At 72.6% G+C, this 13,252-nt stretch carries 13 protein-coding genes; 6 read left to right on the top strand and 7 right to left on the bottom strand.

Features of this window, described 5'->3' with window-relative positions:
• Positions 1-123: 123 nt before the first annotated feature.
• Positions 124-2,595, top strand: coding sequence for an ATP-binding protein (locus tag ACGFIR_RS12695; RefSeq protein ID WP_393144876.1), 2,472 nt, complete (start codon positions 124-126; stop codon positions 2,593-2,595).
• A 63-nt stretch (positions 2,596-2,658) separates the two neighbouring features.
• Here the strand turns inward: ACGFIR_RS12695 and ACGFIR_RS12700 are convergent, their stop codons facing one another.
• Complete coding sequence (locus ACGFIR_RS12700; protein ID WP_393144878.1) at positions 2,659-3,606, bottom strand: trypsin-like serine peptidase; 948 nt, start codon at positions 3,604-3,606, stop codon at positions 2,659-2,661.
• A 184-nt stretch (positions 3,607-3,790) separates the two neighbouring features.
• Between ACGFIR_RS12700 and ACGFIR_RS12705 the strand changes: the two genes are divergently transcribed.
• Positions 3,791-4,033, top strand: coding sequence for a hypothetical protein (locus tag ACGFIR_RS12705; RefSeq protein WP_393144880.1), 243 nt, complete (start codon positions 3,791-3,793; stop codon positions 4,031-4,033).
• A gap of 74 nt (positions 4,034-4,107) precedes the next feature.
• Here the strand turns inward: ACGFIR_RS12705 and ACGFIR_RS12710 are convergent, their stop codons facing one another.
• The 3 genes from ACGFIR_RS12710 to ACGFIR_RS12720 form a co-directional block, all read right to left on the bottom strand.
• A complete protein-coding gene (locus ACGFIR_RS12710) occupies positions 4,108-4,437 on the bottom strand; it encodes a hypothetical protein (RefSeq protein WP_393145801.1) in 330 nt (109 codons plus the stop codon).
• Between the two features lie 193 nt (positions 4,438-4,630).
• Positions 4,631-5,212 (bottom strand): HD family hydrolase, encoded by a 582-nt coding sequence (locus ACGFIR_RS12715; RefSeq protein WP_393007349.1) that lies wholly within the window; start codon positions 5,210-5,212, stop codon positions 4,631-4,633.
• Positions 5,209-6,339, bottom strand: a complete 1,131-nt coding sequence (locus ACGFIR_RS12720) for a helix-turn-helix domain-containing protein (RefSeq protein WP_393144882.1) — start codon at positions 6,337-6,339, stop codon at positions 5,209-5,211. Before ACGFIR_RS12720 ends, ACGFIR_RS12715 begins: the two co-directional genes overlap by 4 nt.
• Positions 6,340-6,843: 504 nt before the next feature.
• On the opposite strand from ACGFIR_RS12720, the gene ACGFIR_RS12725 reads away from it, so the two are divergent.
• Both ACGFIR_RS12725 and ACGFIR_RS12730 read left to right on the top strand, forming a co-directional pair.
• On the top strand, positions 6,844-7,119 hold the full coding sequence (locus tag ACGFIR_RS12725) for a hypothetical protein (RefSeq protein WP_393144884.1): 276 nt from the start codon (positions 6,844-6,846) through the stop codon (positions 7,117-7,119).
• On the top strand, positions 7,116-7,289 hold the full coding sequence (locus ACGFIR_RS12730; protein ID WP_393144886.1) for a hypothetical protein: 174 nt from the start codon (positions 7,116-7,118) through the stop codon (positions 7,287-7,289). The genes ACGFIR_RS12725 and ACGFIR_RS12730 overlap by 4 nt, the downstream gene beginning before the upstream one ends.
• Positions 7,290-7,302: 13 nt before the next feature.
• On the opposite strand, the gene ACGFIR_RS12735 is transcribed toward ACGFIR_RS12730, so the two are convergent.
• The gene (locus tag ACGFIR_RS12735; RefSeq protein WP_393144888.1) at positions 7,303-7,752 is read right to left on the bottom strand and encodes a winged helix-turn-helix transcriptional regulator; all 450 of its coding nucleotides are present in this window, start codon (positions 7,750-7,752) and stop codon (positions 7,303-7,305) included.
• Positions 7,753-7,796: 44 nt separating this feature from the next.
• On the opposite strand from ACGFIR_RS12735, the gene ACGFIR_RS12740 reads away from it, so the two are divergent.
• Positions 7,797-8,708, top strand: a complete 912-nt coding sequence (locus ACGFIR_RS12740) for an SDR family NAD(P)-dependent oxidoreductase (RefSeq protein WP_393144890.1) — start codon at positions 7,797-7,799, stop codon at positions 8,706-8,708.
• 22 nt (positions 8,709-8,730) lie between these two features.
• Here ACGFIR_RS12740 and ACGFIR_RS12745 read toward each other — a convergent pair whose 3' ends face one another.
• On the bottom strand, positions 8,731-9,201 hold the full coding sequence (locus ACGFIR_RS12745) for a hypothetical protein (protein WP_393007361.1): 471 nt from the start codon (positions 9,199-9,201) through the stop codon (positions 8,731-8,733).
• Positions 9,202-9,473: 272 nt separating this feature from the next.
• Between ACGFIR_RS12745 and ACGFIR_RS12750 the strand changes: the two genes are divergently transcribed.
• Positions 9,474-11,906 (top strand): M14 family metallopeptidase, encoded by a 2,433-nt coding sequence (locus tag ACGFIR_RS12750; RefSeq protein WP_393144892.1) that lies wholly within the window; start codon positions 9,474-9,476, stop codon positions 11,904-11,906.
• A gap of 91 nt (positions 11,907-11,997) precedes the next feature.
• Here ACGFIR_RS12750 and dinB read toward each other — a convergent pair whose 3' ends face one another.
• On the bottom strand, positions 11,998-13,185 hold the full coding sequence (gene dinB / locus ACGFIR_RS12755) for a DNA polymerase IV (RefSeq protein WP_393144894.1): 1,188 nt from the start codon (positions 13,183-13,185) through the stop codon (positions 11,998-12,000).
• Between the last annotated feature and the right edge of the window lie 67 nt (positions 13,186-13,252).

The raw sequence follows: 13,252 nt of genomic DNA on the forward strand, positions 1-13,252 counted from the left end.
CCCGGGCGACCTGTCCACGGACGGCTTGGAGCAGGCCCGCCCGACAGCCGTCGCGGCGCGTGCAGGACATCGGGAACCTTCCATGGATTGGTAGGCTCGTCCGGCGCGGAGAGGTGCAGACGGATGAGCGAACCGGGCCGGGAGGCGCAGGAGGCGCTGGCCGGGTTCGTCGGTGAACTCAGGCGCCTCCGGCAGCTCTGCGGGGCCCCGTCGTTGAACACGCTGGTCGCCGTCTCGGCGTCACTGCGGCAGCCGCTGGCGCGCTCGACGTTGAGCGACAAGCTCAACGCCAAGTCGCTTCCCGAGTGGCCCTTCGTCGTCGCCTTCGTCAACGCCTGTCTCGCGCACGCCGACCGGGCCGGGGTCCGACCGCCGGCCGAACTGGCGCAGATGAGCCACTGGGACGCGGCACACTGGCGACTGCTCAGGACCGCCGACGCCGCCCGCGCGGAGGACCGGCTGCGCAGCGCCGCCCGCACCCAGCTCGCCCGCCGCTCCGGCGACCGCACCGAACCGGCCAGCGGCGCCGAGCCGCCGGCACCGTACGAGCGACGGACGGCCGCCCTCGACCATGTGACACCTCGGCAACTGCCGGCGGCAGTACCCCACTTCGTGGGGCGCCGGACGGCGCTCGCCGCACTGGCCGACCTCCTGCCGCACCGGCACGGTACGCCGGGCACGACGACGATCTGCCTGATCAGCGGCACGGCCGGGGTCGGCAAGACGACCCTGGCGGTCGGCTGGGCGCACCGGGTCGCCGAGCGCTTCCCCGACGGGCAGCTCTACGTCAACCTCCGCGGGTACGACGCGACCGGGCAGGCGGCGAGCCCGGCACAGGTGCTCCGCGAGTTCCTGGAGGCGCTCGGGGTGCCGGCGCAACGCGTCCCCACGGGACTGGACGCCCGCGCCGCACTGTTCCGTAGCCTGCTCACGGGCAGGCACGTGCTCGTCCTGCTCGACAACGCCGGCGACGCCGACCAGGTCCGCCCGCTGCTGCCCGGCTCGCCGGGATGCCTGGTGCTGGTCACCAGCCGTGGACACCTGCCGGGGCTGGTGACCATCGAAGGGGCACGCCCGCTGCTGCTCGACCCGCTGCCGCGGACGGAGGCGTACGAGCTGCTGTCCGGGCGACTCGGCGCGGACCGGGTGGAGAAGGAGCCGGACGCGGCGGACCGGATCGTCGGCGCGGCGGCGGGCCTGCCGCTCGCGCTCGCCATCGTGGCGGCACGGGCCGCCGCCCAGCCGGGCCTCGACCTCGGCCGGCTCGCGGACGAGCTGACCGAGCCGGGGAGTCTCGACCGGTTCAGCTACGGCGACGCGGCCACCGACATCCGTACGGTCTTCTCGTGGTCGTACCGCAACCTGGACGCGACCTCGGCACGGGCGTTCCGGCTGCACGGCCTGCACCCCGGGCCGGACGTCTCCGTGCCGGCGCTCGCGAGCCTCGCCGGCGTGCCCGTGGCGCAGGCGGCTCGGAGCGTGGCGACGCTCGTCCGCGCGAACCTGGTCAGCGAGCCGACCCCGGGAAGGTACGTGCTGCACGATCTCCTGCGCGCCTACGCGGCCGAGCTGGTCACCGCGCACGAGCCCGGGCACGTACGCCGGGAGGCGCTCGGGCGGCTCCTCGACTGCTACCTGCACGCCGCGCACGCCGCGGACCTGCTCCTGTACGACCAGCGGGACCCGATCAGCCCCGCCCCCGCCCGCCCGGGCACGGCGGTCACCCCGCTCACCGACCGGGCGGCGGCGTGGCGCTGGCTCACCACGGAGCACCGGGTGCTCCTGGCCGTCGTCGGCCTCGCCACGGACACCGGGTTCGACACGCACGCCTGGCAGCTCGCCTGGACCGTCAACACTTACCTCGATCGGCTCGGGGCCTGGCAGGAGCAGCTGGTGGTGCAGGAGCGGGCGCTGCTCGCCGCGTCGCGGATGGCCGACCGGGACGGCGAGGCCCGCGCCCACCGCAACCGGGCCGTGGCCTGCCTGCGGCTGGAGGACTACGACCAGGCTGACGCCCACCTGCGCCGCTCTCTCGGGCTCTACACCGAACTCGGCGACACGATCGGCAGCGCTCGGGCCCACCTCAACCTCGGCATCCTGGCCGAGCGTCTCGGCCGGTACGAGCAGGCCCTGCACCACGCGCAGCGGGCACTCGACCTGTTCACGGCGGCGGGGAACACCAACGGGACGGCGAACGCGCTGAACAACATCGGCTGGTACCACAGCCAGCTCGGCAACTACCCGCAGGCGCTTGAGCACTGTACGCGGGCGCTCGTCCTGCAACAGCAGGTCGGCAACCGGTACTGGCAGGCGCACACCTGGGACAGCCTCGGCTACGTGTACTACCGGCTGGAGCAGCAGGGGGAGGCGATCCGCTGCTACGACAACGCGCTCGCGCTGTGGCGGGAGGCGGCGGAGCGCTACTACGAGGCGACGACGCTCACCCATCTCGGCGACAGCCACCGCGCCGCCGGTGCGCCCCAGCGCGCGTACCGTGCGTGGAGCGACGCGCTGGAGATCCTGGAGCAGCTCGGCCACCTCGACGCCGAGCAGGTCCGGGAGAAGCTGGGCGCCGCGCCCGTACGGTCCCGCTGACCGGCGCGCTCCCGGGGCGAGGGCCTGCCGGCATCCGCCCCGGGAGCGCCCGGTGGGAGAGGGTCAACGCCACTGCATGAAGTTGTTGATGACGGGCGTCGTGATCCGGGTGACGACGTTGTTGGTGGCCCCGGGTCCCGTGCCGTACGGGCCACTGGCGAGGATCCCCAGCACCGCCGGGTTCGGGCAGACGCAGGGCGGTGGCGGCGGGCACGGGCACGGGATCACCAGCGGCGGCCGTGTCGGGCACCAGTCGTCCGGGTTGGGGGTGTAGAAGACGGGGCTGCCGTCCTGCCCGCCGACGAAGGGATGCCGCACGTAGAAGTGGTTCAGGGCCTCGGCGCGGATGAAGTCCTTGCTCGCCCACTGTCCGGGCCGGTCGACCGGGTATCCCTGGGTCGTCGTGCAGGATCCGGTCGCGGGTTGGGTCGGGTAGCCGAGGCCGAGCCAGCCGGTCCGTGCGCCGATCGTGCAGTTGAGCTGCACCGCCCCGTAGTTGTAGGTCGGGTCGGCGGGGGTGGGGGCGTAGATCGAACCGGTCCAGCCCGAGGGGGCGAAGAGCCGGACCGCCGCGCACGAGCCGAAGGGTGCCGTCGTGCCGTCGTGACCCGGGTACGCGACGACGTTCGTACGCCAGGAGCCGAGCGTGCCGCCGGAGTGCACGCAGTGGCCGGCCGTGGCGACTGTACGCTCGCTGATCATGAATCCGGTGCACTGGCCTCCCGCGAACGTCAACCGGACGGTGGCGCTGGCGGGAAACGTGGTGGTCGGGGTGACCGGCACCCGCGTGTCGGGACCGAAGATGGCGTTGGTGCCGACCGTGGAGGTGGCGCCGGCGACGGCGCCGGTCACCTGGGCCGTCATGCTCGTGGGCCGGTGGCCGGACTGGGCCGCGTCGGCACTGGCGGGCCGGTCCCGGGCCGTCGCGGCAGCCGCCGGCCCCGCCGGAGGCGCCGCGGTACCGACGACCACGGCGGCGAGGGCTACTACCGCCCATCTCTTTCTCAGCATGGCTCTCCTCTGGCCGGACGGGGCTGTCCCCGCGCGTACGCCTGTGTGGACCAGGCTGCGGACACGCCCCGCTGTCCGGCCGATTCCCGGACACCGGACCTCCGGCCGGACACCGCCGGGCCGCGACGGACGCCGCCGGCGGGCGGGCGGGCGCTCGCGGGCGCACGCTCGCGCGGTGGCAAGCATGGCTGCCGATGGACGGGACCTGGCACGCGTTGCGCGCCACCACGCTGCCCGAGGTGCGCCGACGCGCCGTGGCGTCGGCGAGCTGATCTTCAATGCGCCGACGACGGTCGACGGCGCGCAGCGCTTCGCCTGCCGCGACAACGCCGGGCAGTCGACCGTCTGGCACTTCCTCCCGGACGGGCGGTTCATCGACGCCGACGAGCTGGCAGCCGTCCGGGAGATCTTCGCCCGTCACGCCTGACCGGAGCGAAGCGGCGTGCAGGAATGGCCCGCCGGTGCGGCGGAGCCGGTCATCCGTCTTGCGGGGGGCAGACCTCAGGCCGCCGACGCGGTCCTCGGGTGCGGCTGGGTGCGCTGCGCCATCCTGCCGGGGGCCAGGTCGGAGCGGCTCTGGCCGCCGGCCGGCGCCACGGCGCGCGGCGCGGACTGCCCCGAGTCGGCCCGGGCCATGTGCAGGGCGCGCTGGGCGTTGTTCCAGGCCGGGCAGGGCCAGGCCTGGCCCGCGCAGAGCAGGTTGCGGCACCCGCCGTCGCCGTCCGGCTCGTGGGCGTCGGCCACGTCCAGGGCGAGCTTCCACAGCAGCGGGTCGGTCACCTCAGCGGGACGGTCGGCCTGACGGTCGGACCGGTCGGTGGTGTCGGACACGAGTTGATCCCCCTTGAGCGCAGGTGCGATCTTCACCTTCTCCAGTTTCCATGCAGGTGAAACCTCGGCACCCCTCCCATGCTGCGCAAGTGGGCGCCGACACGCCCGCAGCCGGGTGAGCTAAGACACATCCGCATCGTCCAACCGCCGGTGCCACCCGCGCGATCCCGCGGTTCCCGCCGGACGAGCTGCCCTACTCGGGCTGCCTGGGAGGGCTCAGCCAGGCGAGCGGTTGTCCGGCCAGAGCGGCGTCGGCGAGGCGGTGGGCGGATCCCGTCTTCAACGCCGCGCGGGAACTGTCGATCCAGCGTTGGACGTCGCCGACGCCCTGGTGGCGATATTCGACGGCTTGAACGAGACATTCGAGCTTGTCGGCGTCGCGGGCGACGACGGATTCCAGGGTTTCGCCGGCCTCGTACTCGGCGACGGCGGCCGCGATGGTGTCGGCGACGACCGGCGGGCAGGCGGCGACCTGGTCGGCGGTGACGGTGGTGTTGGGTACGGCCGTCAGGTACCGCTTGGCGATGTGCGGGATGTCGGTGACGCGCGTCTCCTGAGTGTCGTGCAGGACGCAGAGCATCGACACCCGGGCGGGGTCGGCGCCCTCCATCGCGGCGAGCATCATGCCGATGAGCGCGGTGCGGAAGGAATGCTCGGCGATGGACTCGGGCTGTTTCACGCCGGCGAACCACCAGCCGGTGCGGGCGGCGCGCTTGAGTACGCCAGCTTCGAAGATGAAGCTCATCGCGCCGGCGGCATCCTGGTCGTCTCTCATCTGCCCATCCCTGTGCCGCTGAGTCCGTCGGTACGCAGGCTGTAGACGATAGACGTCAGGTCCCGCCGGGACTGCGGGGAGACCCGGTCGCTGTCGAGGAGCAGGGTGCTGCGTTCCACGAGAGCACGCCCGGTCTCAGGGTTGTCGAGGGCGAGGCCGCGTCGGGCGGTGAGCAGTGCCCAGAGATTGTGGATGTTGAGGTCGACGCATGGATGGTCGGCGTCGAGGCGGCGGACCAGGTGACGGAGCAGGCGGGATCCTCTCCAATCGGTCAGGGACATCGGCATGAAGGAGTCGTCGCCTTGCCGATGCGGGATCTCGCCCACCCAGTATGCCGAGTAGTTGAGGGCGGAGCGCTCGCAGGTGTCGTCCGGGTGGGCCCGGGCGATGAAGTCCCGCAGTGGTTCGGGGTCGCCCTGGTTCGCAAGGGAGGTGGCAATCGAGCGGACGTCAGGCCACAGCGGCGACCAGGTGCGGAAGGACATCGCTCGACTGGCCCTTCGGTAACGGCCCTCGGTGAGCCAGGCGGCGGCAGCACCGGTCGGGTCTGCTCCGGCGAGGAAACAGGCTTGCCGGTGCAGGAGGACGGCCGGGTCGCGTCCGTTGCCGGCGCGGTCGGCGAGCACGTGCAGGTTCGCGAAGAAGAGCCGCTGTTGAGCAACAGTCAGCAGGGGACCCGGGGCAACGGGCCCGCGCCTACGGTGGGTGGTGCGGTGCCCGCTGAGAAATGTGGGTGTCTGGCCGATTGCCGCCCACAGGATGAGGTCGGTCAGGCGCTGGTTGAGTACCGACCAGCCGAGAGGCTGCTCGGCGACAGCCATCCGCTCCACCCTGTCGTCGAGCACCGCGGCGAGGATGAGGTCGGCTTCGGCCGCGTCGTTGACGGCGGCGAGCAGGCTTCCGTCCGCGCCGAGCCTACGCAGCTTCCTAAGCGTCATGACGGCCTGTCCGAGCGCGATGGCGCTGAAAGGGCGCCGTCCCGACTCCCAACTCTGCACGGTCGCCGGGTCGACGGCCAACTTGGTGGCCAGCTGTTCCTGCGTCATGGGAATGGACTCTCGGATCACCTTGATCAGGTACCCCGTCACCTCGCCGCGCTGGGGCGTGGCCCGTCCCCGACCTGCCATCCGACATCCCTACCTTGACCGGTGGTCGATGTTCCGTCTCCACTCACTGCCGGTGCGGGCCGCTTGGCCTGCTCACGCGTACTGCGAGTGGGTTCAGGGGGCCGCTGCCGTGATCGTAGCGTCGTAGCTACCGAACGTGTTCGAGCCGGTCCCGATTCTCCGAGTCCGGCCATGTCGCGCTGCCCGACGGAGGGAGACGGCCTTGCGACCCAGCCCGCAGCCTGCGCGTAGTGGCGAGGGAAGACGGTGGCGACATGTCGCTTACGACGAGTACCTGGCCGCCGTAGCGATGACTCTCGCCCGCAGGCATCGGCCGGTGTGGTCGTGGCGACGATGGCGGCGCGTGTGTCGATGTGGGGGAGAGCTGCCGTGCCGGGCACGGCACAGGGTTCCGATCAACCGGGGGCACTGGCCGCGAGAGGAACAGCAGTGACCGACTGGGGTCGGGAGCGTTCCGTTGGCTTGGCCGGTTCCCTCGGGCCCGTACCAGACCTGGTGAGCGGGATGGGCGAGCGGACGGCGGGCGCGGTTGGTGGCGGCACGCCCACGCAGCCCGGTTCGACGACGCCGCACTGGCCGGTGCCGCCGGACTGGGAGTGCGGTGGGTGCGCTTCGGATTGGCCCTGCCTGACGCGACGGCGTGAGTTGCGGATGGAGTTTGCCGACTCCCCGGTTGCGCTGGCGCTCCACCTGGATGCCCAGTTGGTGCGTGCCATGCATGATCTGGGCGATCTGCCTGCCGAACACCTGCACCGGCGTTTCCTTGGGTGGGCGCGGTGAGCATCCTGCGCCGTGGGGACGAGAAGTTCCACTACAGCGACGGCTCGCACAGGTGGATCCCGCCCGATCCCGACTACGACCAGGAGGTCTGGGACGAGCAGGTCCGTCAGCACAAGGAGGGCCACCTGAGAAACGAGCGGCCCACCGTACGCGTCCAGCGTCTCGTCTGAGCGCCGGGGGCAGCTAGGTGGCGCGGGGCGCTACGTCGTTGGCGCGCCTGCTGGCCGCGATGCGGGGTTGATTCGCGATCGCCCACTCGGCGAGGGCCGAGAGCGGCTTCAGCAGCGACCTGCCGAGAGGTGTGAGGCTGTACTCCACGCTGGGCGGGATCGTCGCGAAGACCTCCCGGTGGACCAGCCCGTCCACCTCGAGCCCGCGCAACGTGCGGGTCAGCATGCGTTGGCTGATGCCTTCGATGCCTCGGTGGAGTTCGTTGAACCGATGTGGTCGTTGACCGAGCAGCACCACGACCAGCACCGTCCACTTGTCGCCGACCCGACGCAGGACGTCGGTCACCGGGCACTGCTCGTGCTCGTCGGCGGGGACCGGGCTCGGCAGGACGGTGTCGAGCGGGGCGGGCACACCGGTGTTCGTTGCTGACAGCAAACTGCCTTCTTCCACGATCCTGACCACTTACTGATGATGGAGGTACTTACCAAGAGTAACTAGGAGAATTGATGGTCAACGGGCAGCAGGGCGACACGGATCCCGACCAGACGGATCGGACCGTTGTCGTCACCGGCGGCAGCGACGGCATGGGACGTTCGCTCGTCCTCGGCCGAGCGGCACGCGGCGACCGAGTTCTCGCCGTCGGCAGCAACCCGGCCAAGGGCGAGCGACTGTTGGCCTCCGCCAGGGAGTCGGGGCTGGGCGGCCGGATCGAGTTCCTGGCCGCCGACCTGAGCACGATCGCGGGCAACCGGGCAGTGATCGAGCACGTCACGGCCAGGTACGAGACGGTCGATGCCCTGGTGCTCGCGGCGAACCGCCAGCTGCCGCGGCGGGTCGAGACGAGCGACGGCTTCGAGTCGACCTTCGCCCTCTACTACCTCAGCCGCCACCTCCTGGGCCACGGGCTCATGCCCGCCCTGTCCGCCGCCGCGCACCCGGTGATCGTCAACATCGCCGGGGTCGGGCTCAGTTCCGGGCAGATCCACTGGGATGACCTTCAGCTGCGGCGCCGCTACCGCACCATCGCCGCGCAACTCCAGGCCGGCCGCGCGAACGACCTGCTGGGCGTCGCGATGGCGGAACAGTTCGGCGAGCGCGTTCCCTACGTCCTCTACCATCCCGGGTTCACCCGCAGCGGGACGTCCGCGATGGAGCAGATGAACCCGTTGACCCGTACGGTCCTCAAGGCGCTCGCCGCGGTCGCGGCCCGGCCCGTCGAACGGGCCGTCGCACCGGTCCACGGGTTCGTCGACTCGCCCCCCGGGGTGCCCCTGACCGCCGTGGACCGTGGCAGGCCGGTGCCGCTCGACCTGAGCACTCTCGACCCGGCTGCCGCGAGGCGCCTCGCCGACACGACGGGCAGGATGCTCGCCGCAGCCGATCCGACGCCGACCGCGCGCGGGGACGGCGCCAGGTGAGCCCGCGAACGCCGTACGGTCGTCACTCGGGGGCGTGCGGGCGGCGGCGCATCCGTACCGCCGCGACCGCGGCGACGATCAGCAGGATCGCCAGCGCGGGCCCGCCCGCGATGAGCATGAGCCCCGCTCCGATGTTGGCGCCGATGCCGCCAGCGGTCAGCACCCGCCAGGCGAGGCCGAGCAGGACGCCGGCCACGACGAGCGGCGTCAGCACCCACCACCACCGGCGGTCGAGGCGGCGGCGCGCGGTGGCCCGGAGCAGCCAGGCGAGGGCGAGGACGACGCCGACGCACGCCAGGACGCCGACGATACGGTCTCCCGCCGTACCGAGGCTGACCGGACGGATCGCGTAGTCCAACTCGACGCCCTCGGCGGCGAGTCGCCGGGCCTCGTCGCCGGTCAGGTCACCGATGAGCCACCAGGCGGCCACCGGGGTGCACAGGACCAGGATGAGCGCGATGAGCGGAAAGGTCGGTCGGTGCTGCGTCGTCATGCCTGTGCCTTCTTCCGGCGATCTTGTCCAAGCTGCTCGGGTAAGTATGTGGGTGGCCCCCGGGCCGGCCCTGAGCACGCCTACTCACCGCTTCGCCGCGCGCGGGCCCGCTGGTCGGCCGGCAGCGCGCGGGACATCGACAGGGATTGACATGCCAGTTTCCGGGCGTTGAGGATGGCGTCGTGGCGCGCGACCGACGGGCGGAGCCGCACCCGGGCGGCGCCTCGGCCATCCCGTTCCGGCCGCCCTGCCGAGACCAGAAGGGCGGACACATGCGTGATCTCCTGGCTCCCCGGTGGCGACGCCGCCTACCCGTCCCGGCCGCGTTGGCCGCCGTCACGGCCGCGGTGCTGCTGGTCAGCCCGGCCTCGGCCGTCGTGCCCGCCGCCGCGCCCCCGGTCGAGCTGGTCCGGGTCGCCGACGAGGAGGCCGACGTCGTCGAGGTGCTGCTCGCCGGCACCACCCAACTGGACGCCCTCGTCGCCACCGGCGTCGACCTCGACCACCACGTCACCCGCACCGAGGACGGCGTCGTCGCGCACGCGGTCGTCACCGCCACCGAGGCGACGGCGCTGACCAGGGCCGGCTTCACCCTCGGCAAGGTGTTGCACCGTCCCGCCGACGCCCGGGCCCGGATGGCGGAACGCGAGGCGACCATCGCCGGGCACGTCGCACAGAACCGCCAGTTCGCCGCCGCGACGGCCGGCCCGACCGCGTCCGCCGCGTCCGATGTCAGGATCATCCGGGCGGACTACTACACCTCCGGTACGAGCCAGATCCTCTCCGTCGAGGCGAAGTGGGCGCAGGGCCAGACGGCCCCCGACGCGCTCACCGTCGAGCGGGACAGCGGGCCGGGCACCGAGATCGGCTCCGGCGGTACGCAGACGATCTCGCGCTTCGTCGACGCCGGGGTCTACCTCTACCACCGGGGTGCCGCGACGGTGACCAGCCGGCCCGACCGGATCCGGATCACCAGCCCGACCGGCGACGTGGCCGTCGCGCAGGTGCGGGAGTGGCTGCCGACGCCCGGCGACGGCCCCGAGGGGCCCGGCTACCAGAAGGACTTCGTCACCAGCTACCTGACGCCCACCGAGCTGTACGCGCGGATCCACCAGCTGGCGGCCGAGTTCCCCCGGCTGGCCGAGATCGTCGAGCTGCCGTACAGGACCAACGGCTATCGGCGGCACGCGCAGGCCGTGCTGGGCACCGCCACCGACAGCCGCGTCGCGGTGGACTCCCTGACCTGGGGGCACGAGGGCGGCAACGGCATCTCCGTGGAGCTCGCCGACCCGGGCGCCGCGGACGTGCCGCTGTCGGTGACCGTCACCGGCCCGGCCGTACGGGTCACCTTGGGCACCGACGGCGACGGCGCGGTGAGCAGCACCGCCGCCCAGGTCGTCGCGGCACTCAACGCCGGGGCCGGGACGCTCGTGCGGGCGTACACCTATCGCGGCAGCCCGGGCACCGGCGTGGTCGCGCCGGCCGCGCGGACCCCGCTCAGCGACGGCCTGAGCGCGCCGGCGAGCGTCTCGCGCGACCCGCATCCGGTGTACGCCATCCGGATCGGCAAGCACCGGGACGGCTCGAAGCTCGGCGTGCTCGCCTACGCCCAGGAACATGCTCGCGAGTGGGTACCCCCGCTGGTCACCGTCGAGACCGCCGAGCGGCTGCTGCGCAACTACGCACACGACGGGCAGACCCGGCAGCTGCTGGACAACCTCGACATCTGGATCGCCCCCTCGGTCAACCCCGACGGCGGCCACTACTCGTTCTACGACTTCAACTCCCAGCGCAAGAACATGACCAACCACTGCCCGACGACCGGAGCGGCCGACTTCCTGGCCCGCAACTCCTGGGGCGTGGACAACAACCGCAACTACACCGAGTACAGCCTCTTCGACGGCTACTCGGGGGCGTCGGCGAGCTGCACCAGCGGCACGTACGCCGGCCCGAGCGAGCTCTCCGAGCCGGAGAACCGCAACCTCGACTGGCTGGCCGCCCGCCCCAACATCCGGTTCTCGATGAACCTGCACTCCTCGGGCAACTACTTCATGTGGTCGCCGGGCGCGTACGCGCTGCCCGACCGGGTCTCCGCGCCCCGCCCGACGCTCGCCGAGGAGTCGGCCTTCTGGGGCGCCTCGTCGCGGATCCTGGTTGCCATCAAGCGGCACCGCAACATGGCGGTCACCCCGGCGCGCACCGGCCCGATCTCCGACGTGCTCTACTCGGCGGCCGGCAACTCCGGCGACATGCTCTGGTACAAGTACGGCATCTACGCCTGGAACTTCGAGGTCGGCACCTCGTTCCAGCCGGAGTGGGACGAGGCGCACGAGGAGGCGCTGGAGTTCGCCAACGGCCTGGTCGAGCTGATGCGGGTGGCCCGGGACTTCGCCAAGGACCGGACCCGGCCGCGCAGCACGCTGACGGTCGCGCCGAGCGCGACGCCGGGCATGGTGGACGTGACCTTCTCCACCAGCGAACCGGCCGCCGTCTTCTACACCCTCGACCGCGCCGCCCCCACGTACGCGTCGACGCTGTACGGCTCGGCGGGCATCCGGGAGGGCGGGGAGACACTGACCGTCCCGGCGGGGACGCGGATCCACTGGTTCTCGGTGGACTCGGCGGGCAACGTCGAGAACAACTACCGCCCCGACGGCAACGGCCGCAACTACCGCAAGGGCACCGCCGTACCGCCGGGGAGCTGACCCCCGGCGACCCCGCCGGTCACCGCCGCCCGACGGTGGGTGACCGGCGGATGCCCACGGCTCGGCACGCCTGCGGTCACGGCACGGCGGCTCAGTCCGGCAGCATGGGCATCTCCAGGCCCGGCTCCCGCCCGAGCAGCACCGCCCGGGTGAGCGCCGCCGACCCGAACCGGTCGCGCACCGCGTCCACGGCCGCGTCCAGGTCCGCCCCCGGATCGCGCTCGAACGGCAGTGGCGGCTGGACGGGGGAGTCGTCGAGGTTCCCGACCGACACGCCGAGCAGGGTCACGCCCCGCCGCTCGATCTCGGGCAGCGCGGCCCGCAGCAGCGCCCGCGCCGCACCGAGCAGCGGGGCCGTGTCGGCGGTCGCCTTGGTCACCGTGTGCGAGCGGGTCGCGCGGGTGTAGTCGCCGAAGCGCAGGCGCAGCGTCACCGTCCGGCCGGCCCGCGTCGCGGCCCGCATCCGCCGGGTCACCCGATCGACCAGGCCGGCGAGGATCGCCTCCAACTCGGCGGAGGAGTGCGGAACGGGGGCGAGGGCGTGCTGCGCCCCCATCGACCCGCGCCGGCGGCCGACCTGCACGGGCCGGGGATCGCGGTTGTGCGCCAGGGCGTGCAGGTGCCGGCCGGCGCCCGCGCCGAGCAGCGAGACCAGCGTCGCCTCGCCGAGGCGGGCGACCTGCCCGACGGTACGCACCCCCCGCTCGCGCAGCTTCGCCGAGGTCACCGGCCCGACACCCCACAGCCGCTCCACGGGCAGCGGGTGCAGGAACGCCAGTTCCCCGTCCGGCGGGACGACCAGCAGGCCGTCGGGCTTGGCGACGCCACTGGCGACCTTGGCGAGGAACTTCGTGCGGGCCACGGCCACGGTGATCGGCAGGCCGACCCGTCCGCGTACCTCACGGCGCAGCCGGGCGGCGATGTCGGCGGGCGGACCGACCAGCCGCCGCAGGCCGCCCACGTCGAGGAACGCCTCGTCGATGGAGAGCCCCTCGACGATCGGGGTGGTCCGCCGGAAGATCTCGAACACCGCGCGGCTCGCCGCCGTGTAGGCCGCCATCCTCGGCGGCACGACGATCGCCTCGGGGCAGAGCCACCGGGCCTGCCGGCCACCCATCGCGCTGCGTACGCCCCGGGCCTTCGCCTCGTAGCTGCACGCGAGGACCACGCCGCCGCCGACGATCACCGGTCGGCCGCGCAGGCGCGGATCGTCGCGCTGCTCGACCGACGCGTAGAACGCGTCCAGGTCGGCGTGCAGGATGCTGGCCTCGCGCGACACGAACACATGTTCGCACGCAGACCCGCGACTGCGGCACTGACCTGCCCGAACACAGCCGGGCGAGCGT

Source organism: Micromonospora sp. NPDC049051, assembly GCF_043197575.1.
Taxonomy (GTDB): domain Bacteria; phylum Actinomycetota; class Actinomycetes; order Mycobacteriales; family Micromonosporaceae; genus Micromonospora.